At 38.8% G+C, this 20,670-nt stretch carries 19 protein-coding genes; 14 read left to right on the plus strand and 5 right to left on the minus strand.

Going from position 1 to position 20,670, the window contains the following annotated elements; translation table 11 throughout:
• Window positions 1–11: 11 nt before the first annotated feature.
• The gene (locus CD33_RS16340; RefSeq protein WP_036202573.1) at window positions 12–455 is read left to right on the plus strand and encodes a TlpA family protein disulfide reductase; all 444 of its coding nucleotides are present in this window, start codon (window positions 12–14) and stop codon (window positions 453–455) included.
• A 55-nt stretch (window positions 456–510) separates the two neighbouring features.
• On the opposite strand, the gene CD33_RS16345 is transcribed toward CD33_RS16340, so the two are convergent.
• Window positions 511–1,272 (minus strand): DUF2935 domain-containing protein, encoded by a 762-nt coding sequence (locus tag CD33_RS16345; RefSeq protein WP_036202575.1) that lies wholly within the window; start codon window positions 1,270–1,272, stop codon window positions 511–513.
• A gap of 326 nt (window positions 1,273–1,598) precedes the next feature.
• On the opposite strand from CD33_RS16345, the gene CD33_RS16350 reads away from it, so the two are divergent.
• Entirely contained in the window at window positions 1,599–2,258 is a 660-nt protein-coding gene (locus CD33_RS16350) for a potassium channel family protein (RefSeq protein WP_036202577.1), read from the plus strand.
• 90 nt (window positions 2,259–2,348) lie between these two features.
• Here the strand turns inward: CD33_RS16350 and rnjA are convergent, their stop codons facing one another.
• Entirely contained in the window at window positions 2,349–4,016 is a 1,668-nt protein-coding gene (gene rnjA, locus CD33_RS16355; protein ID WP_036202579.1) for a ribonuclease J1, read from the minus strand.
• A gap of 6 nt (window positions 4,017–4,022) precedes the next feature.
• A complete protein-coding gene (locus CD33_RS16360) occupies window positions 4,023–4,232 on the minus strand; it encodes a DNA-dependent RNA polymerase subunit epsilon (protein ID WP_036202581.1) in 210 nt (69 codons plus the stop codon).
• A 582-nt stretch (window positions 4,233–4,814) separates the two neighbouring features.
• Here CD33_RS16360 and CD33_RS16365 point away from each other — a divergent pair.
• The gene (locus tag CD33_RS16365) at window positions 4,815–5,585 is read left to right on the plus strand and encodes a Cof-type HAD-IIB family hydrolase (RefSeq protein ID WP_036202583.1); all 771 of its coding nucleotides are present in this window, start codon (window positions 4,815–4,817) and stop codon (window positions 5,583–5,585) included.
• Window positions 5,586–5,846: 261 nt separating this feature from the next.
• Here CD33_RS16365 and def read toward each other — a convergent pair whose 3' ends face one another.
• Window positions 5,847–6,404, minus strand: a complete 558-nt coding sequence (gene def, locus CD33_RS16370) for a peptide deformylase (RefSeq protein ID WP_036202586.1) — start codon at window positions 6,402–6,404, stop codon at window positions 5,847–5,849.
• A 451-nt stretch (window positions 6,405–6,855) separates the two neighbouring features.
• On the opposite strand from def, the gene pdhA reads away from it, so the two are divergent.
• From pdhA to CD33_RS16425, 11 genes are all read left to right on the plus strand, one after another.
• A complete protein-coding gene (pdhA, locus tag CD33_RS16375) occupies window positions 6,856–7,968 on the plus strand; it encodes a pyruvate dehydrogenase (acetyl-transferring) E1 component subunit alpha (RefSeq protein ID WP_036202589.1) in 1,113 nt (370 codons plus the stop codon).
• Window positions 7,969–7,971: 3 nt separating this feature from the next.
• Complete coding sequence (locus CD33_RS16380) at window positions 7,972–8,949, plus strand: alpha-ketoacid dehydrogenase subunit beta (RefSeq protein ID WP_036202592.1); 978 nt, start codon at window positions 7,972–7,974, stop codon at window positions 8,947–8,949.
• A 28-nt stretch (window positions 8,950–8,977) separates the two neighbouring features.
• Complete coding sequence (locus tag CD33_RS16385; protein WP_036202594.1) at window positions 8,978–10,336, plus strand: dihydrolipoamide acetyltransferase family protein; 1,359 nt, start codon at window positions 8,978–8,980, stop codon at window positions 10,334–10,336.
• A gap of 4 nt (window positions 10,337–10,340) precedes the next feature.
• Window positions 10,341–11,753 carry a dihydrolipoyl dehydrogenase gene (gene lpdA, locus CD33_RS16390; protein WP_036202597.1) on the plus strand — a complete coding sequence of 471 codons (1,413 nt, stop codon included), beginning with the start codon at window positions 10,341–10,343 and terminating at the stop codon, window positions 11,751–11,753.
• A gap of 270 nt (window positions 11,754–12,023) precedes the next feature.
• Window positions 12,024–13,655 carry an ATP-binding protein gene (locus CD33_RS16395; protein WP_052130317.1) on the plus strand — a complete coding sequence of 544 codons (1,632 nt, stop codon included), beginning with the start codon at window positions 12,024–12,026 and terminating at the stop codon, window positions 13,653–13,655.
• Window positions 13,624–14,322 carry a response regulator transcription factor gene (locus tag CD33_RS16400; protein WP_036202600.1) on the plus strand — a complete coding sequence of 233 codons (699 nt, stop codon included), beginning with the start codon at window positions 13,624–13,626 and terminating at the stop codon, window positions 14,320–14,322. Before CD33_RS16395 ends, CD33_RS16400 begins: the two co-directional genes overlap by 32 nt.
• A gap of 246 nt (window positions 14,323–14,568) precedes the next feature.
• A complete protein-coding gene (locus CD33_RS16405; RefSeq protein ID WP_036202602.1) occupies window positions 14,569–15,585 on the plus strand; it encodes a tripartite tricarboxylate transporter substrate binding protein in 1,017 nt (338 codons plus the stop codon).
• Window positions 15,586–15,652: 67 nt separating this feature from the next.
• A complete protein-coding gene (locus tag CD33_RS16410; protein ID WP_036202606.1) occupies window positions 15,653–16,108 on the plus strand; it encodes a tripartite tricarboxylate transporter TctB family protein in 456 nt (151 codons plus the stop codon).
• A gap of 15 nt (window positions 16,109–16,123) precedes the next feature.
• Entirely contained in the window at window positions 16,124–17,650 is a 1,527-nt protein-coding gene (locus CD33_RS16415; protein WP_036202609.1) for a tripartite tricarboxylate transporter permease, read from the plus strand.
• Window positions 17,651–17,786: 136 nt separating this feature from the next.
• Window positions 17,787–18,374 (plus strand): CidA/LrgA family protein, encoded by a 588-nt coding sequence (locus CD33_RS16420; protein ID WP_235863131.1) that lies wholly within the window; start codon window positions 17,787–17,789, stop codon window positions 18,372–18,374.
• Entirely contained in the window at window positions 18,340–19,026 is a 687-nt protein-coding gene (locus CD33_RS16425) for an LrgB family protein (protein WP_036202612.1), read from the plus strand. Before CD33_RS16420 ends, CD33_RS16425 begins: the two co-directional genes overlap by 35 nt.
• Window positions 19,027–19,126: 100 nt before the next feature.
• Here the strand turns inward: CD33_RS16425 and CD33_RS16430 are convergent, their stop codons facing one another.
• Window positions 19,127–20,596, minus strand: a complete 1,470-nt coding sequence (locus CD33_RS16430; RefSeq protein ID WP_036202615.1) for an aminotransferase class I/II-fold pyridoxal phosphate-dependent enzyme — start codon at window positions 20,594–20,596, stop codon at window positions 19,127–19,129.
• Window positions 20,597–20,670 lie beyond the last annotated feature (74 nt).

Genomic DNA, 20,670 nt, shown 5'->3' on the forward strand with positions numbered 1-20,670 from the left:
GGGGGAATTTGATGAAATTACGATCACAAATGCCAGAGTTAAAGGGTGAAGCTGCATGGTTAAATGGAAGCGTCAAGCGGGAAGATTTGGTGGGAAAAAAGCCAACCATCATTCATTTTTGGTCCATGAGTTGCCATGATTGTAAAGAAACAATGCCTCAATTAAATCAATTCAAAATGCTATATGAACAGCGGGTCAATTTTATATCCGTTCATATGCCAAGATCGATGGAGGATACGGATATAGGGAAAATAAAAAAAGCAGCCCGTCGATATAAAATGACACAACCAATTTTTATTGATAACCAAATGACGCTCACCGATATTTTCAATAATCAATATGTGCCTTCTTATTATCTATTCGATCAAAATGGGGTACTGCGACACTATCAATCTGGGGGAAATGGCATGAAAATGCTTGAAAAACGAGTGCTTAAACTACTGAATGAAATATGAAAAGATTCATGGAAAAAAGTGTAGACGCAATGAAGATTGTCTACACTGTTCCAAATTATACCGACTTTGATTGTGCCAGCTTCATTAAATAGTACTGTTCCTCTCTAGCCATATGGTCAGCCATTAATGCGGAAAATATCCCCAAGCTTTCCGCATTAAGCTCCATCTCCTCGAGTTCATGTAAAAACGTTTTGAACAAGTTCATCTCGATTTCCACATCCTCATTGAACTTTGACAAGGCAGGGAATTTATGGACATTTGTTCGTAAAAAACCAGTCAGCTCCACAGCTTTTAAATAGAAATGGTCAAAATGCATTGTAAAGTTATGACTTTTTTCTTTCAGTCTTCTTTCAACACCATCCAGACGATCATTAATTGCACCGGCATGGCCGGAAGCATCCAGTAGCCAAAGTAAATGATGATGGAGCTCATGGAAAATTGGAGGGATTTCTCCTCCCCCTACAAAACCAATGATGCGTTGGTATTCTTCCAATTCATTAACCATATGATTAACAAAGCTTGGGGTAAGATGGATTTTAATTTCTCCTGTTATATGGCGTCGGATGATGGAAAGTTTAAATGCTTTCAGATGGTTCACATGATCCTCCACTTGTTTTGTGAAAGGAATCATTGTAGATTCATTTTGTTTTTCTACTGATCCAAGCAATTGATCAAATATTTGAATGAACCGAGCTGCTTTTGCAATATCCTCTTTTTCAGAAGGATATAGAGAATCGTGTATAAATCGAGAGTGGTCGCCCAGAATTCTTAACCAAAACTGATGTTCAAACACCGCACTTTCAAAAAAGAGAGACAAGCTGTTCACACCTCCAAATTTGATCCAGCACACTATTGTATTCAATTGAGAATGGGTTTATTAAAAATCCATCTTAATACTTTTTACTTATAAGTCTGATAATATATCGGTATATTCACTGAATAGCTTTTACAATATGATGTTAGAAGATAAAAAAGGAATTGCCATGGTAAAATATTGAAGGATGGAGCAAAAAATTACTCGCGGGGAAAAGGGGAAAGGCTAATCTCATGCGGAACAGGGATATAGAAAAAGTAAAGGTTATTTGTACAAAATAAAGATACTAAGTTAAAATAGTAACATTGAATATTGTACGGAGGTTTAAGATGAAAAAAGAATTTGTAGTAGTAGGGTTGGGACGTTTTGGCGGAAGCATCGTGAGGGAGTTGATTCGTCTAGGTGCAGACGTTTTGGCCATCGATGCAGAGGCTGAACGAGTAGATGAATTTGCAAAGATCGCAACACAAGCTGTTATTGCGGATACAACAGATGAAGAGGTAATAATTTCGTTGGGTCTTCGGAATTTTGAACATGTAATTATTGCGATTGGCGAAAACATTCAAGCCAGTATTTTAACAACGTTAATCCTGAAAGATCTGGGCGTTCAACAAATTACCGTTAAAGCGCAGAATGATTATCATGCAAGGGTTCTCCATAAAATTGGCGCTGATCATGTAGTCCATCCTGAAAGGGACATGGGTATCCGGATTGCGAACAATATGATGTCAAGCAATGTACTGGATTACTTGGAGCTATCCGATGAACATTCCATCATGGAGATACGGGCCAATGACCGTATTGCAGGTTATTCATTATTGGATCTGGACATTCGTGCAAAATATGGGATTAACATTGTCGGACTTAAAAGAGGGGAATCTATTATCATTTCTCCTGCAGCAGACGACAAAATATTGCTTGGCGATATTTTACTTGTCATCGGTGCAGATGTAGATATTAATCGATTCGTAAAAAAAATGATGAGCTAATTGCGGAGTAACAGGAAGAGTGTTCATTACGTCTGTCTTCTCCGGCAAAATAAAAAAGGTTGTCCAATGTCGGACAACCTTTTTAAATGCCTAAACTTCCATAATGATTGGCAAAATCATTGGACGTCGTTTTGTTTTTTCAAATAAATATGGCCCTAGAACGTCGGTAATTTCATTTTTCATTTCAGTCCATTGTGTAGACTTACCTTGGACCATTTCATTTAAATGACTATTTAACATTTTTTGAGCTTCGCTAATTAGTGAACCGGATTCACGCATATAAACAAATCCGCGTGAGATAATATCCGGACCGGCAACAAGTCTTTGTTTTTTCATATCGACACTAACAACGACAATGACTAAACCTTCTTCGGATAGAATACGTCGATCGCGTAAAACGATATTTCCGATGTCCCCGATCCCACTTCCGTCAATATATACATCTCCAGAAGGGATTTTGCCTGCAACATGGGCTTCGTTCGAGCTTAAAGCAAGCACTTCTCCGTTTTCCATAACAAATGTATTGTTTATTGGAACATCGCAATCCTCTGCTAGTTTAGTATGCATTTTTAGCATACGGTACTCACCGTGAATCGGCATGAAGAACTTCGGTTTCATTAAACGGAGCATCAGTTTTTGCTCTTCTTGAGAACCGTGTCCAGAAGTATGGATATTATTTAAAGATCCATGGATAACTTCTGCGCCAGCTCGGAACAATAGGTTGATGATCTTATTGACACTCATCTGATTTCCTGGGATAGGTGAAGAAGAGAATACAACCGTATCGCCAGGTTGGATTTGAATCTGTCTATGTGTTCCGTTAGCAATCCTTGATAATGCTGCCATTGGTTCACCTTGTGAGCCTGTACATAATATCAAAACTTCATTCGCCGGTAAGCGGTTAATCGTTTGCGCATCGACGAATGTTTCTTTTGGTGCCGTTATATAGCCTAATTCACGTCCGATCGAGATGGCATTATCCATTGATCGTCCGAATACTGCGATTTTTCGCCCGAACTGTGCCGCAGCGTCAGTCACTTGCTGCAAACGATGGATATTGGAAGCGAATGTAGCAAAAATAATTCGGCCATCCACTTTTCGCAGAATATCGTCAATGCTCTCGCCGACTTTACGCTCAGACATTGTAAAGTTCGGCACTTCTGCATTTGTACTGTCGGATAGCAAACACAAGACACCATCGCGGCCGATTTCAGCCATTTTTGTTAAATTTGCAGGTTCACCAACCGGTGTGAAATCAAACTTAAAGTCTCCAGTGTGCACAATATTGCCAGGAGGTGTTTTAACAACAATTCCATATGCGTCTGGAATACTGTGAGTCGTACGGAAGAAGCTAACTGATGTTTTTCTGAATTTGATGACATCATCTTCTTTAATTTCAATAAGCTTTGTTGTACGTAATAACCCGTGCTCGTCCAGCTTGTTTCGCAATAGTCCCAAAGCAAGCTTGCCGCCATACACCGGAATATTTAATTGGCGCAATAGATAAGGAATTCCGCCAATATGGTCCTCGTGTCCGTGGGTAATAAATAAACCTTTGATTTTATCGACATTTCGCACTAAATAAGTGTAATCCGGAATGACATAGTCGATTCCTAGTAAATCATCATCCGGAAATTTGATTCCAGCGTCAATGACAATAATCTCATCCTGGAATTGTACCGCATATGTGTTTTTTCCGATTTCGCCCAGTCCGCCGAGAGCGAATACCGCTGCCTGATCATTTTTTACAAATTTCATAATAATCTAGGCATTCTCCAAATGGAAGTTCGGGCTATTTTTTTCATACTCTAAATAATTGCCCTCAAGTAATTGGATATACTCAATATTGTAATTACGATCTTTTAGATAGCTGCGCACTTCTCTTTCTGAAGCTGCTTCTAAATAAAGACTCTTAGTATTTTCGCGAACTGGTACTTCTTGAGCATTTTCTTGGTAATAAACTTTGTAAATCATGATTTCTCTCCTTTAATTAACGTACATTTGCGTGCATCGTTTAGATTATTTAAAGTGAACTACTTGCCATAAAAGAGTAGCGTTACAATTGCATAAAATAAAGATAATAAAAAATGATGGATCAAAAGCTACCGATTTTGCAAAAAGCTTTATCTTCTTTTCAATCATTTTTTAAACACGAAAAAACACTTGTACCCATTTTACCATCAATTGGTCAAAGAGTCTTGTTCAACTAATAAGGTAATTTAAAATTTCAAAAACAACCATATAAATTGGCGATCTTTTGTATCTTTGGATAGAGTTTGTCTTTTCGATATTGTAAGAAGATAAATGTCAATAATCCAGGGTTGGAGATGCATTTCCTTTATATTATCACGCGTCTGTCCTAAAATAAAGAAAAGCCCTCCATTTTGAAGGGCTCAAGCAATTGATTTTTTTCCGAGGATGCCATTTAATCGTTTCAGAATTCTCTTTTTGAGTCGCTTTAACATGGCGTATCACTCCTAACTTAGAGAATAATGACTTTTCTCTATGTAAAGTATTTTCCGTTTACATATAAATATGTGTATAGAGGGGTAAGAAATGACAAGTATAATATTTTTCGATGTTGACGGTACACTGTATAATAGTGAGAAAAAAATTCCCGATTCAGCCAAGAAGGCAATTGAAGAGGCACGCGGCAATGGATATGAAATAGCGATTGCAACAGGCCGGGCACCTTTCATGATTCAAAGCATACTAGACGAGCTTGAAATCGATACTTATGTTACATTCAACGGACAGTATGTAGTGTATAAAGGGGAAGTGATATACACCGATAGTGTCCCGAAAGAATACCTAGCTAAAATTATTGATTTTGGGCACGAGCGAAATCATCCGGTAGTGTTTATTGATGACAAGGAAATGATTGCGTCGATTGAAGGACATTCTTTTATCGAACAGAGTTTAAACACTTTAAAATATCCGTACCCTATGAGCAACCCTTTATTTTACAGGGACAATGACGTTTATCAAACACTGATATTTATGGAAGAATCAGAAGAACAATTGTATAGGGACACCTTTTCGGAAGTCAATTTTATAAGATGGCATCCGTATTCATGCGATATTTTGCCTAAGGATGGTTCGAAAGCTAGAGGAATTAAGACGTTATTGGAAAAAATAAATATACCCATTGAAAAAACGATTGCATTTGGCGACGGGCTGAATGATATTGAGATGCTTCGAGAAGTTGGCACTTCCGTCGCCATGGGCAATGGGGTGGAGCAGGCAAAGGAAGTAGCCGACATTATCACGGATCATGTCGATCGCGATGGCGTAGCGAAAGCGATGAAAATCCTTCATATCATTTAGATAGAAGAATTTGCTCACGTTGATACAATCCTTCTTACTAGTCTATGTAGTATGTTTTAAAATGCTTAGATTATAAATAAAATAATTTGTTAATAATGAAAGTGGGCGTCTAAAAAGCAATTTTTGAGACGCCCACTTTGCATTTATGGCCAAAATTTCAGGCTCGAAGCGAAAAAGAGCTCATTTCCTAATTCTATTTGATAAAAGAATAAGGAAAAGGTGTCCAGAAGTAACTCACTGAACACCTTCATATTTATTCAGTTATTCTTCGCCCAGTGGGAATGAGTTCGGCACTTGCTCGAATGGGTTATCGTTGTTGATGTAGTCGTAAAACATGATTCCATTCAGATGATCCAGCTCATGTTGGAAGGCAATGGCCGGGAATCCTTTTAGACGCATTTTCTTTTCTTCCCCATCCACCGTGAAGAACTTCACCGTAATTCTTGCATAACGTGGGACATACCCCGGGATTGATCGGTCGACGGATAAGCACCCTTCCCCGGAAGGAAGGTATGTTCTTTCGACAGAGTGACTAACAATTTTAGGGTTTACGCAAACAAAGCTGATTTTTTCGCCATTTTCATCGTCCAAATGCAGGGCAAACATCCTTTTTAATGAGTTGACTTGATTGGCTGCCAAACCAACTCCAGGACGCAGACCATATTTTTCGGATAGTTCAGGATCCTGGCTGTTGATCAAATACTCCAGCATGTCACTGGCTAGTTTTTTATCTTCTTCAGTTAGAGGGAACTTCACTTCCTGTGCTTTTGTTCTTAAAGTAGGGTGGCCTTCACGTATAATATCTTCCATTAAAATCATAAATAAACTTCCTTTCAAAAAACTATGTATTTAAAGTATAGTAGTAAACTTTGCTTCTCGCCAAGTATTCTTTGGGCAAAGCTTGGATGCTCTTAACGAAAGAACCTTATTTTTTCTACTTTCCAAAATAGCACATGTTGCTTTTTTTTGCTTAGGAAAAGTTTAGGTATAAAAGTATATGTGAATACAAATAAAAACGATTCTCATGGGGGAAATTATTTGAGGAAACTAATAACTATATGAGTTGGTAATTTCTGTTGTAATACAGTTTTGTTATTAATATATAACAGTGGTGTTTAAAAGGGGAAGGGATTATTGAGAGAAAAAGTGCAAAATAAACGGAAATCAATGATTGACCGAATGAATTTATTTCTATATACTCAAGTTAATAAGTTATTGTACTAATATATTTGAAATTAATTTTAATACAGATTATAAGGAGAGGTGCTATATGGGAGAAAAAAATTTAAAACAATTTGATCCAGCTGCAACTTTAGCGTCAATAGAAAATAATTTTGAAATGTTCCAAATTCTGAATGAGGAAGGAAAAGTTGTCAACGAGGAAGCGATTCCGAATTTATCCGACGAAGAGTTGATTGAACTAATGTCGCGTATGGTATATACGAGAATTCTTGATCAGCGTTCTATTTCGCTGAATCGTCAGGGAAGACTTGGTTTCTATGCCCCAACTGCTGGTCAGGAGGCATCTCAATTAGCTTCTCACTTTGCATTGGAGAAGAATGACTGGATTCTGCCAGGTTACCGTGACGTCCCGCAAATTGTTTACCATGGTCTACCACTTTGGAAAGCTTTCCTATTTAGCAGAGGACATTTTGTAGGCAATCAAGTTCCCGAAGGAGTAAACGTTCTTCCGCCACAAATCATTATCGGTGCGCAATTCGTTCAAGCTGCTGGGGTTGCACTTGGCATTAAAAAACGCGGTACAGCAGATGTAGCCATTACTTATACAGGCGACGGCGGTTCATCCCAAGGCGATTTCTATGAAGGAATCAACTTTGCAGGCGCATTCAAGGCTCCGGCAATATTCATCGTACAAAATAACCAATTTGCTATTTCAACACCACGTGAAGTGCAAACAGCTGCAAAAACAATCGCACAAAAAGGGATTGCTGCAGGTATCCCGAGTGTGCTAGTTGATGGCATGGATCCACTTGCTGTTTACGTAGCAACGAAGGATGCACGCGATCGTGCCGTTAGAGGCGAGGGTCCATCATTAATCGAAACTATGTGTTACCGATATGGTCCACACACAATGTCGGGCGATGACCCAACACGTTACCGTACTTCCGATATCGATAATGAATGGGCAGCAAAAGACCCAATCGTTCGTTTCCGTATTTATCTGGAAGGTAAAGGATTATGGAATGAACAAAAAGAAACAGAAGTGATTGAACGAGCAAAAGAGGAAATTAAAGCAGCGATTAAAAAAGCTGATGAAACACCTAAACAAAAAGTTACGGACTTAATTTCAAATATGTATGAAGAAAAACCATTTAATTTACAAGAACAATATGAAGTTTTTGAAGCAAAGGAGTCGAAATAACCTATGGCACAAATGACAATGATTCAAGCGATTACGGATGCACTCCGATGTGAACTAAGAGATGATGAAAATGTTCTAGTGTTCGGTGAAGATGTAGGTGTAAACGGTGGGGTTTTCCGTGCTACAGAAGGTCTTCAAAAAGAATTCGGTGTAGATCGAGTATTTGATACACCACTTGCCGAGTCTGGAATCGGTGGATTGGCAGTAGGTTTATCTCTGACTGGTTACCGTTCAGTTCCAGAAATTCAATTCTTCGGATTCGTCTACGAAGTAATGGACTCAATCAGTGGCCAGCTGGCTCGTTACCGCTACCGTACGGGTAATACTTTCAATATGCCAGTGACGATTCGCTCACCATTCGGCGGAGGCGTCCATACACCTGAAATGCACTCTGACAGCCTTGAAGGGCTAATGGCTCAACAACCAGGCTTGAAAGTAGTCATTCCTTCTACACCTTATGACGCAAAAGGATTGTTAATTTCATCAATCCGAGACAACGATCCGGTTATTTTCTTGGAGCACTTGAAATTATATCGTTCTGTAAAAGAAGAAGTACCTGAGGAGTCATATACAATCCCCCTTGGTAAAGCGGATGTTAAACGAGAAGGAAAGGATTTATCAATCTTTGCTTATGGTTTGATGGTCCACGAAAGCTTAAAAGCAGCACAGGAGCTTGAAAAAGAAGGATACTCAGTGGAAGTGGTGGATTTACGTACGGTTCAACCATTGGACATCGAAACAATTATTGCATCCGTCGAAAAAACCAACCGCGCGATCGTAGTGCAAGAAGCTCAAAAACAAGCTGGTATTGCAGCAAACGTTGTAGCAGAAATAACGGAACGTGCAATTCTAAGCTTGGAGGCGCCAGTTCTGCGAGTAGCAGCGCCGGATACAATCTATCCATTCCCGCAAGCTGAAAATATTTGGTTGCCAAACTATAAAGATATATTAGAAACTGCGAAAAAAGTTTTAACATTCTAATGATTTGTAACACGAAAGGGTGAAAAATATGGCGTTTGAATTCCGCATGCCTGATATTGGAGAAGGTATACATGAAGGTGAAATTGTAAAATGGTTCGTTAAAGCGGGCGATAAAATTCAAGAAGATGATGTACTATGTGAGATTCAAAATGATAAAGCTGTCGTAGAAATGCCTTCACCAGTAGAAGGAACTATCCAAGAAATACTTGTTGAAGAAGGTTCTGTAGCGGTTGTAGGGGATGTCATCATTCGAATTGATGCACCTGGCTACGAAAATTTACAGTTCAAAGGCGATGATCATCATAAAGAAGAGTCAACTTCTACGACGAGTGAACAAGTTCAAGCTACTGCCGAAGACGGAAGCGCTGTTGAAAAGGCACCAGTAGAAGGGGATTCTAAGGAAGATCCGGCAGTTGACATCTCAGGAGAATCTACAAGTAATTCACAACGCATTATTGCTATGCCATCTGTTCGTAAATATGCGAGATCAAAAGATGTCAATATTCAGCTTGTAAGTGGTTCAGGCAAGAATGGGCGTATCCTGAAAGAGGATATTGAAAGCTACTTGAATGGGGAAACAACATCTCCTAAAAATGAAACAGCAGCAGCTGAAAGCACTATTGTTGAGAATGCAACAACTGAAGAAACAGTCAAGCCAACAGCACAAGTGAATCTTGAAGGCGAATTCCCTGAAACTCGCGAGAAAATTTCTCCAATCCGTAAGGCGATCGCCAAAGCAATGGTTCACTCTAAGCAAACTGCGCCACATGTTACATTAATGGACGAAGTGGATGTATCAGCATTAGTGGCACACCGCAAAAAATTCAAAGATATCGCTTCGGAAAAAGGAATCAAGTTAACATATTTACCTTATGTAGTAAAGGCTTTGGTTTCTACATTGCGTGAATATCCAGAATTCAACCGTTCGTTTGATGATGCAACGAATGAAATTATCCAGAAGCATTACTTCAATATCGGGATTGCAGCAGATACTGAAAAAGGCTTACTAGTACCTGTTGTAAAACATGCTGATCGCAAATCAATATTTAATATTTCTGCCGAAATTAATGAATTGGCGACAAAAGCTCGTGAAGGTAAACTTTCACCTAACGAAATGAAAGGCGGTTCATGTTCGATCACGAATATCGGGTCTGCTGGAGGTCAATGGTTTACACCAGTAATTAATCATCCTGAAGTAGCAATTTTAGGCATTGGAAGAATTTCTGAGAAACCAGTGATAAAAAATGGTGAAATTGTAGGTGCACCTGTGTTAGCATTATCTTTGAGCTTTGATCATCGAATGATCGACGGAGCCACAGCACAAAATGCTTTAAATCATTTAAAACGTTTGTTAAGTGACCCGGAACTTTTATTAATGGAGGCGTAAAACAATGGTAGTAGGAGATTTCGCAATCGAAATTGACACTTTAGTAGTAGGGGCTGGACCTGGTGGTTATGTTGCGGCAATTCGCGCGGCTCAAACTGGTCAAAAAGTTACAATCGTAGAAAAAGATGTAGTAGGTGGCGTTTGCCTTAACGTAGGATGTATTCCTTCAAAAGCGTTAATTTCAGTTGGTCACCGTTTTGAACAAGCACAACACTCGGAAGATATGGGTGTATTCGCTTCTGAAGTGAAACTTGATTTTGAAAAAGTTCAGAACTTCAAAAACAGTGTAGTTAATAAATTAACTGGCGGTGTTGAAGGTCTTTTAAAAGGCAATAAAGTAGAAATCGTTAAAGGGGAAGCATACTTCAGTGATGCAAATACAGTGCGTATCATCAATGGAGATTCCGCTCAAACATATACATTCAAAAATGCAATTTTAGCAACTGGTTCTCGTCCTGTTGAAATTCCAACTTTCAAATATACAGACCGTGTACTAAATTCTACAGGTGCTCTTAACTTAAAAGAATTACCAAAAAAATTAGTAGTAATCGGTGGAGGCTATATTGGTACGGAATTAGGATCTGCTTTTGCAAACTTCGGAACTGAAGTAACAATCGTTGAAGGCGGAAAAGATATCTTGGCTGGCTTCGAAAAACAAATGACGGCAATCGTGAAAAAAGGTCTTAAGAAAAAAGGCGTTACGATTGAAGTGAATGCATCTGCAAAAGGTGTAGAAGAAAACGAAAACGGTGTAATCGTTACTTATGAAGTTGGCGGGGAAGAGAAAAAAGTTGAAGCTGATTACGTATTAGTAACTGTAGGTCGCCGTCCAAATACGGATGAAATCGGCTTAGAGCAAATCGGTATCGAATTTGCTGAACGTGGTTTAATCAAAGTTGATAAACAATGCCGCACAAACATTCCTAACATTTATGCAATTGGTGATATCGTTGATGGTCCACAACTTGCTCACAAAGCTTCTTACGAAGGTAAAGTTGCTGCAGAAGCAATCGCTGGTGAAAAATCAGTTGTTGACTACTTAGCAATCCCAGCTGTATGCTTCACAGATCCAGAAATGGCTACTGTCGGCTATAGTGAAGAATCAGCAAAAGCTGAAGGCTTAGAAGTGAACGTTGCAAAATTCCCATTTGCAGCTAACGGTCGTGCATTAGCATTAAACCAAACTGAAGGTTTCGTTAAATTAGTTGCACGTAAAGAAGACGGTTTACTTGTAGGTGCTCAAATCATTGGTGCTGGTGCTTCCGATATGATTTCCGAGCTTTGCTTAGCAATCGAAGGCGGTATGACTGCTGAAGACGTTGCGCTTACAATTCACCCTCACCCAACATTAGGTGAAATTACGATGGAAACTGCTGAAGTATTACTTGGCAACCCAATTCATATTATTTCAAAATAATCATTGAGTCTAAACGCATTATGCTACAATTTTTGTAGCACAATGCGTTTTTTTTATTAGGAAGGGAAACTGCTAAATTTGGCTGTAGGACTTTATCTTTACATGCACGGAATAATCATGTCAGTAGTTGCCAGTCAAAATGCTTTTTAAAAGTTAGTAAGCTGATTTATATCTTTGTTCTTTTAAAAATTAATTTTCAAAGCTATAAAATATTTGGAAAATTCTTTATAATAGTGTTACTAGTATTTACATTTACATTCGGGGGAATAAATGAAGTTACATTCCATGCAGTCAAAAATATTTTTATATAATATTATAATTATTTTTTTAATCTCAGTAGCGATTGGAATTTCTTTTTATCTCACATTATCCAATGCTATCAAAGAAGAGATAGGAGCAAAGGCACTTCAAATAGCGAAGACTACCGCCATTCGGGATGATGTAATAGAGGGTTTCTACTCGAAAAATCCTTCTGATATATTACAGCCCATCGCTGAGGAAATTCGAGAGGAAACAGGTGCTGAATATGTCGTAATCGGTAATCGAAATGGCATACGTTATTCACATCCAGTGGAAAGTCGGATTGGAGAGAAAATGGTAGGAAACGATAATGAAGGAGTATTTGAGAATGGGTTATCATACATATCGGAAGCGACGGGGACCCTTGGGCCGGCCGTAAGGGGAAAGACGCCTGTATTTGGCGATGAAGGTCAAATAATTGGTGTGGTATCGGTAGGGTATTTAAAAAAAGACATGAGCGATATTTTCTCTAAATATATAGATAATATCGTTTGGATAATTGCGCTTTTTATTATCGTGGGTTTGACATTTGCTTCTCTTTTATCAACGAGGATAAAAAAAGATTTACTAGATTATGAGCCGACCGAGATAGCGGAACTTTTGAAAAGACAAAACGCGCTAATTGAATCAGTTCGCGAGGGAATTATTATGGTCAATGAGGAGGGATTAATTACTGTCTTGAACTCGGCCGCATACAAGATGTTATCAAATGGGGAAAATATTCAGCTTGTAGGAAAACATATTCGCAACGTTTTACCGAATACCCAAATGGACCAAATCCTATCAACGGGAGAAAAACATCTCGACCGCCATATGGAGATAAATGGCAATAAAGTATTGGTGAATCGAATCCCTATATTAAATGGGGACAGGGTAGTAGGTGTTGTCTCAAGTTTTCGCCTGCAATCTGAAATTGATCGACTGGCAATGGAACTATCGCAAGTGAAAAAATATACGGAAGCTCTAAGGGCTCAAACACATGAATATAACAATTTCTTATATACGATATCTGGACTTATCTATCTGCAAAACTATGAGGAAGCTCTTGAGTTAATCCATAGTGAACGGGAAGCACAAGGGAATTTGATTCACTTTATTTCAGATCGGTTGCAGGATCCGTTCATAAGCGGAATATTAATTGGTTTTTTCAATCGAGCCAAAGAGTTGAAAGTGCAACTTATTATTGATGAAGATAGTAGATTGGAATCTTTGCCCAAACACATCCAAAAGCATCTATTTGTCTCGATAGTGGGGAATTTAGTGACAAATGCATTTGAAGCGGTAGAACATTTGCCGGAAGAAGAAAGACTTGTTCGCATACTAATACTGGATAATGGAAAAGAGCTATTGATAGAAGTGGAAGATAGTGGGAAAGGAATTGATCATAAAGTTAAAGATTTACTTTTTGAACAAAGGATTTCAACAAAAGGGGCACATAATGGTCAACATGGCTTTGGTCTAATGAAAGTCAAAGTGAACCTCCGTGAATTGGGAGGAGAAATATATATGGAGGATGGCGATCTTGGGGGAGCGCTATTCATTGTTGTCGTACACAAGGGGGAAAATGAACGTGAAGGACAAAATAGAGGTGTTAATTGTTGAAGACGATAAAAGGATTGCAACCATTCATCAAAAATTTTTAAGTAAAATTGAAGGATATGAATGTATAGGGGTAGCCCATAGTGGCGAAGAAGCATTTGAATGGATAGAAACTATAAAACCGGACTTGGTATTGTTGGATGTATACTTTCCTGATTTATTGGGAACGGAAATTTTAGACTATATAAAAGGCAATAGCCCGGAAACCGACATTATATTTATTACTGCCGCCTCTGAAACAGATATTCTAAAAAAAGCAATACGCGGCGGGGTTGTGGATTACTTATTAAAGCCGGTTACATTCGAAAAATTTCAAGAGTGTATGGAAACCTATCGTGCCAAAAGAAGGCTTCTAGAAAAAAATTCAACTCTTGAGGAACAGGAAATTAAAGAATTGTGGAACGTATCCAAACCGTTGCAAATAAATGAAATTACACCAAAAGGAATCGATGTAATTACAAATGGGAAAGTATTTGATTATTTACAAAGATATCCTGAAGGTATAACAGCTGAAAAGCTCGGGAAGAATCTGGGGTTGAGCCGTTCAACCGCGCGTCGTTATCTGGAATATTTAGTTTCAGAAAATAAAGTGTATACTGATTTAATTTATGGGACGGTTGGCAGGCCTGAAAGAAGGTATATACCAGAAAAGGAATATAGCAAAAAGTAGAATTGGTAACTCAGAAACCGTTTTAAATCTGGTTTTTGAGTTACTTTTTATTTTGGATCAATAATTAACAAAGGAGAAGTCGAACGTACTCCCAGTCTCCATACCGTGAACAATATGAGCAAAATCGCTTTTATGGAAAAAATATCAACTTATAATCGTTTTATTGTAAAAAGTATGCGCTTTCATTAAGTTATTCATATACATTTGTATTCTAAAAGTGAGTGTATAAAAAGGGGGAAATGAATAATGAAGAGGGTAGTATTACTTTGCTTGGCAATATTTATGGCAACGCTGCTTGCAGCATGCCAAGGGGATACAGGTGGAACCACAGAGGCTGAAGGTGCTTCTGGCTATCCAGAAAGCAATATTACGATTGTAGCGCCATCTGGAGCTGGTGGTGGCTGGGATTTAACAGCCAGGGCAATCGCCAAAGTGATGTCGGAAACTGGTTTGGTCGAAAAGCCAATTACAGTCGAAAATAGAGCGGGTGGCGGAGGAGCTGTGTTTATGGCGGAGTATGCCACGAAAGAAACGGAAAATGATTATATGCTAATGGCTAAATCACCGCCTATTATCATTAATAATTTAAAGGCAGAAGGCAATAGTCCGTACGGTTATAAAGATACAACACCACTTGCGCAATTAACAAGGGACTATGGGGCGATTGTTGTAAAAGCGGATTCGGAGTTTAATTCATTAACTGATTTATTAGATGCGATTAAAGCCGACCCGACATCCATTACTATGGCGGGTGGTTCGGCACCTGGATCTATGGATCATCTTGTAGGGATCTTGCCTGCTTACGGATATGGAATCGATCCTAAAATCGTGAAATATGTTTCATATGATGGCGGTGGTGAAGCGATAGCTGCATTATTGGGCGGGAATGCTGATGCCATCGCGACTGATGCATCCGCAATCGGTGAATATGTGAAATCTGGGGATGTAAAAGTATTAGCGGTTAGTTCAACTGAAAGGTTATCAGGTGAACTAGAAGACGTTCCGACGTTCCAGGAATTAGGGATTGATGCTGAGTTTACAATCTGGAGAGGGCTATTCGGACCAAAGAATATGTCTGAAGAGGTTGTGAAATATTGGTCCGAAAAGTTAAATGAAATGGCTGCTAGTGAAGAATGGATTACGGAATTAGAAAGAAACGGTTGGCAAAACGAGTATAAAAATGCAGAAGAGTTTACTAAGTTTTTGGAAGAACAAGAGACAGTTGTAAGTGAGTTGCTCGAAGCATTAGATATGCATAAATAAAGGGAAGCTGTCCAATAAGAGTCGTCTTATAGGACAGCACTTTTTTAAATGATTGGAGGTGCGGGAATTGGTAAAATCATTCGACAAAATAAGCGGAGTTGTATTTTTGGTTATTAGTATCTTGTTTATCACAGGGAGTTTGCAAATCTCCGGCAGCGCATACGGATCCGCGGTCGGACCGAAAACATACCCGTTGATCTTGGGAATAATATTGGGTCTTTTAAGTTTAAGGTTAATATATGAGACTTTTAAAAAAAATACAGAAAGTCAAAAAAATGAAAAACCACAAATGAAATATAAAAATCTCGGAATAATTTTAATTTCGGCAATCCTTTATATTACCCTGCTGGAAATTATAGGATTCGTATTATCGACATTTCTATTCTTATTAGTAGCTTTCCAAGTAATGGAGAAAGGAAAAATAATATCCTCAATTATTATAGCGGCAGTTTTCTCGATTGGGGTGTACTTGATGTATGTAAATTTACTCGGAGGCACGTTACCGAAATTTTCTTTATTTTAAAATTGGGGGATCTAAATGGACACAGTTCAATTCTTAATGGATGGTTTTGCTACGGCATTACAGTGGCATAACATATTATTTGCTCTTGTTGGAGTAATTATTGGTACTGCAGTTGGAGTTCTGCCGGGCATCGGCCCAATGAGTGGGGTGGCATTGCTAATTCCCGTAACTGCAACAATAACATCGGGAATGCCAACCGAAGCAGCAGCAGCTAGTTCGATTATTCTTCTTGCCGGGGTATATTACGGAGCCATGTATGGGGGATCAACAACATCCATTTTATTAAATACCCCGGGTGAATCTTCTTCCGTAGTGACAGCCTTGGATGGATATCAGATGGCGCAGCAAGGGAGAGCGGGGGCGGCATTATCTATTTCAGCTATCGGCTCATTTGTCGCGGGGATAATTTCTCTAATTGGGCTAGTTTTGCTAGCCAAACCCTTATCAAATCTTGCTTTGGAGTTTGGACCTGCAGAATATTTTTCATTGATGCTTTTAGGATTGTGTGCAGTGAGTGGGTTGGCAGGCAAATCCGTAACAAAAGCGTTGATTATGACGGTTCTCGGATTAATGCTTGGAACTATAGGGATAGATGCAGTATCGGGAATAGCGAGATTCACTTATGACATTCCTGTTTTATATGGCGGCATCGAGTTTTTAACAATTGCTGTAGGCTTGTTTGCAATTGGGGAAGTGTTCAAAACAATCTTGGAACGTGAGGTGGATGAACAACCGATTGCAAAAATCAATCGAATTCTACCGACGAAGCAAGATTTGAAAGATAGTGCAAAACCGATAGCGCGTGGATCGTTGTTGGGATTTTTTATAGGAGTGCTTCCGGGAGCAGGAGCAACACTTGCATCCTTTTTTTCTTATATCACGGAGAAAAAAGTCAGCAAAAAACCGGAATCATTCGGTAAAGGGAATATTGCTGGTGTGGCTGGTCCTGAATCTGCCAATAATGCTGCTTCAGGCGGGGCGATGATACCGTTGCTGACTTTAGGTATTCCTGGTTCAGGTACAACCGCGATCTTGATGGGTGCGCTGATTATGTACAATGTTCAGCCGGGTCCATTATTGTTCAATGATCACCCGGATATTGCCTGGGGTCTAATTGCAAGTATGTTCATCGGAAATTTAGTATTGTTAATATTGAATATGCCTTTAGTAAAGGTATTTGCAAAGATCATTCAAACGCCTAAAAAATATTTATTGCCTATTATCATCGCAATTTCATTCTTCGGTGTTTATGCTGTCCAGTATTCGACTTTTGATTTATATTTGCTGATTGCCTGTGGGGTATTTGGCTATTTATTTACCAAGAACGATTATCCGGTGGCGCCATTAGTTTTAGCGTTAGTTTTAGGGCCGATGATTGAAAATAACATGCGCCGTGCATTGACTATTTCAAATGGGGATTGGGATATATTCGTGACAAGTCCTTTATCTCTGCTATTTTTAATCATTGCAGTTGCTTGGATTGTCGTGCCGCTTATTTTGAAACTATTAGGACGAAAAGTTGTTATCAATGAGGAAGAATAAAGGGAGATGAGATGGAGAAATATTTCTTTGTCTCATTTTTATTTGGAATTTTCTCTTAATATACAAGGTTTTATTTCGAAGAGTTATAGACATTGTTAAACTTGAAGAGTAAAATATCGTTTATTAAGGGGGGTGAATGGCAATACAAGCAATCGCGCTTAACTATTGCCTATTGATGAGAATCATAAGAACCATCGCTCAAATTCTAATACTTTATGTTTTCTACTATTCCGGGGTTTTTATTGTTGAGATGACCGGACTGCCTCTACCGGCAAGTATTATAGGGTTAGTGCTCCTGGCTTTCTGTTTGCAAATGAAATGGGTGAAAGTAGAATATATTCGGGAAGGTGCCGGCTTTTTAATTGCGTTTATGACGCTATTTTTTATACCTCCGATTGTTGGAATCATTGATTATCCTCAATTATTATCGGTTGAAGGCTTTCTCCTTCTTGGGACGGTATTCGTCAGTACGTTATTTGCCATCTTGATCTCGGGCAAGTTTAGTGAAATCATTGAGAAAAAAGAATTAGAGCTAATCGAGAAGAAAGAATTTGAGAATGCTATAAGAAGAGAACAAGAATTGGTACAAAACGAATTTCAAGAAGAAGCACGTTCGGAAGTGGGCAATCAACCCGATTCCGTTTCAATGGACAAAAATAGCCAGCAACAAAATGAAAGATCGAAGGAGGATGGGGCACTTGAAAGCAATCATCTTCATCGCTAGCACTATCGTTATATTTGCGATTATGTACAAGATTCATAAGAAATTTCCAAATCCATTGCTGTTGCCGATTTTAACGACGACAATCGTCATCATAGCCGCTTTATTGGTTCTCCAAATTCCATTTTCGGATTATATGGAGGGCGGCAAATATATCCAGCATCTATTGGGTCCAGCCGTCGTGGCTCTTGCTTATCCTTTATATAATCAAAGAAAATTAATTGTGAAATTTAAATATACAATTCTTTCCGGTATTCTGATTGCCATGATAAGTGGACTAATCAGTGTCTATGCTATGCTGAGGTTAATGAAAATGGATACTGCCCTGATTTTGACCTCTTTGCCAAAATCGTTGACTACACCTGTTGCAATGCAAGTTAGTGAATCAATTGGAGGAATTGCCCCCTTGACTGCGGTATTTGTAATGATCGCTGGTTTCACAGGTGCAATATTTGGCCCGGCAATTTTTAAGTATTCAAAAGTTACCTCTTCGATTGGTAGGGGTGTTTCGATGGGCAGTGCCAGCCACGGAGTAGGTGTCACTAAACTAGGGGATTATGGAGAAGAAGATCTGTCCGTTGGTTCTTTATCTATGGGTCTGAGTGCCGTTTTGGGTGCAATAATATGCCCGATCTTTGTATTCCTATTTATTTGATCTAGCATGAAAAGGACTAAAAAGAATCGATTAAATAAAAAACACGATTTTCCGCTAGTATAGGGGAGAATCGTGTTTTTAAATGTCGAATGATAGCATATTAGATGATTGGCATACGCTCTTTTATCACGCGAATTGTTTTAAGAGTTAAATCTTCTGGACCTTGAACAGGAAGTCCAGCTTCGATATTCGTTTTAATATAATCGATGATATCTTGAGTAATTATTTCCCCGGGAATGAATATCGGGATACCCGGCGGATATACCATGATGAATTCTGCGCAAATATACCCAACCGAGTCTTCTAACGGCATTACTTCTGTACTAGCATAGAAAGCATCTCTTGGTGTCATTGCTAATGCGGGAATATCCGGTACATTAACGATTGTTTCTTTTTGAAACGCTTCTGATTCGAATGTTTGGGACATTCTTTGCAGTGCATTCACGAGCAGATTGATTTCCTTTTTAGAATCTCCTAATGTAACTAGGCAAAGGATATTATAAAGGTCGGATAATTCTACTTCAATGTTGGCATTTTCACGCAACCATTCTTCAGCTTCATGACCTGTAATTCCCAAATCTTTTACACTGATAAGGATTTTTGTAGGATCCATATCATATGTTGCGGATGAGTGAAGTTTCTCTCTTCCAGCCACTTTCAAATGAGGAATTTTATTGATTCGTTTTCTTGCATCCTTCGCTAGGCGAATGGACTCATCAATCAAATCATGTCCATGAACCGCCAATTGACGTCTTGCACAGTCTAGGGATGCCAAAATTGGGTAGGATGTTGATGTAGTAGTTAACATCGATAATACAGATTGTACTCGATTGACTGAAACGAGCCCTTCACGTACATTTAACACTGAACTTTGTGTCATCGAACCACCAAGCTTGTGAACACTTGTAGCAGCCATATCAGCACCTGCCTGCATAGCGGACAAAGGGAGTTCATCATGGAATTTAATATGAACACCATGCGCCTCATCTACAATGACAGGGATGTTGTGTGAATGGACGATATCAACGATTCGTTTTAAGTCTGTTGCAAACCCGAAATATGTAGGGTTAATGACAAGCATAGCTTTTGCATCAGGATATGTTTTTAATGCTTTTTCTACTGATTCTGCAGAAATACCATGTGCGATTCCATATTCTTCATCAACTTCAGGATGGATAAAAATTGGAATAGCACCAGATAGAACAATCGCAGACATTGTTGATTTATGAACATTCCGTGGTACCAATATTTTATCACCTGGACTGACGACGGATAATATCATCGTCATGATGGCGCCACTAGTACCTTGAACGGAAAAGAATGTATGATCAGCACCAAAGGCTTCAGCTGCTAAGTTTTGTGCTTCTTTAATCGCGCCTTTTGGTGAATGTAAGTCATCTAGTGGAGCAATATTGATTAAATCAATTGATAAAACGTTGTCGCCGACGAACTCACGAAAAGCAGGGTCCATTCCTTGACCTTTTTTATGTCCTGGAATATGAAATTGTATTGGATGTCTGTTTCGATGTTTGAGTAATACGTCGAACAATGGAGTCTCTAACTGTGACAACGCAGGTACCACCTCGCTTTATATAATTTTGAAAACAAAAAGAATTATAGCATCTATTGTACTTCATGACTACA

The sequence above is a fragment of the Ureibacillus sinduriensis BLB-1 = JCM 15800 genome, assembly GCF_000772955.1.
Lineage (GTDB): Bacteria > Bacillota > Bacilli > Bacillales_A > Planococcaceae > Ureibacillus > Ureibacillus sinduriensis.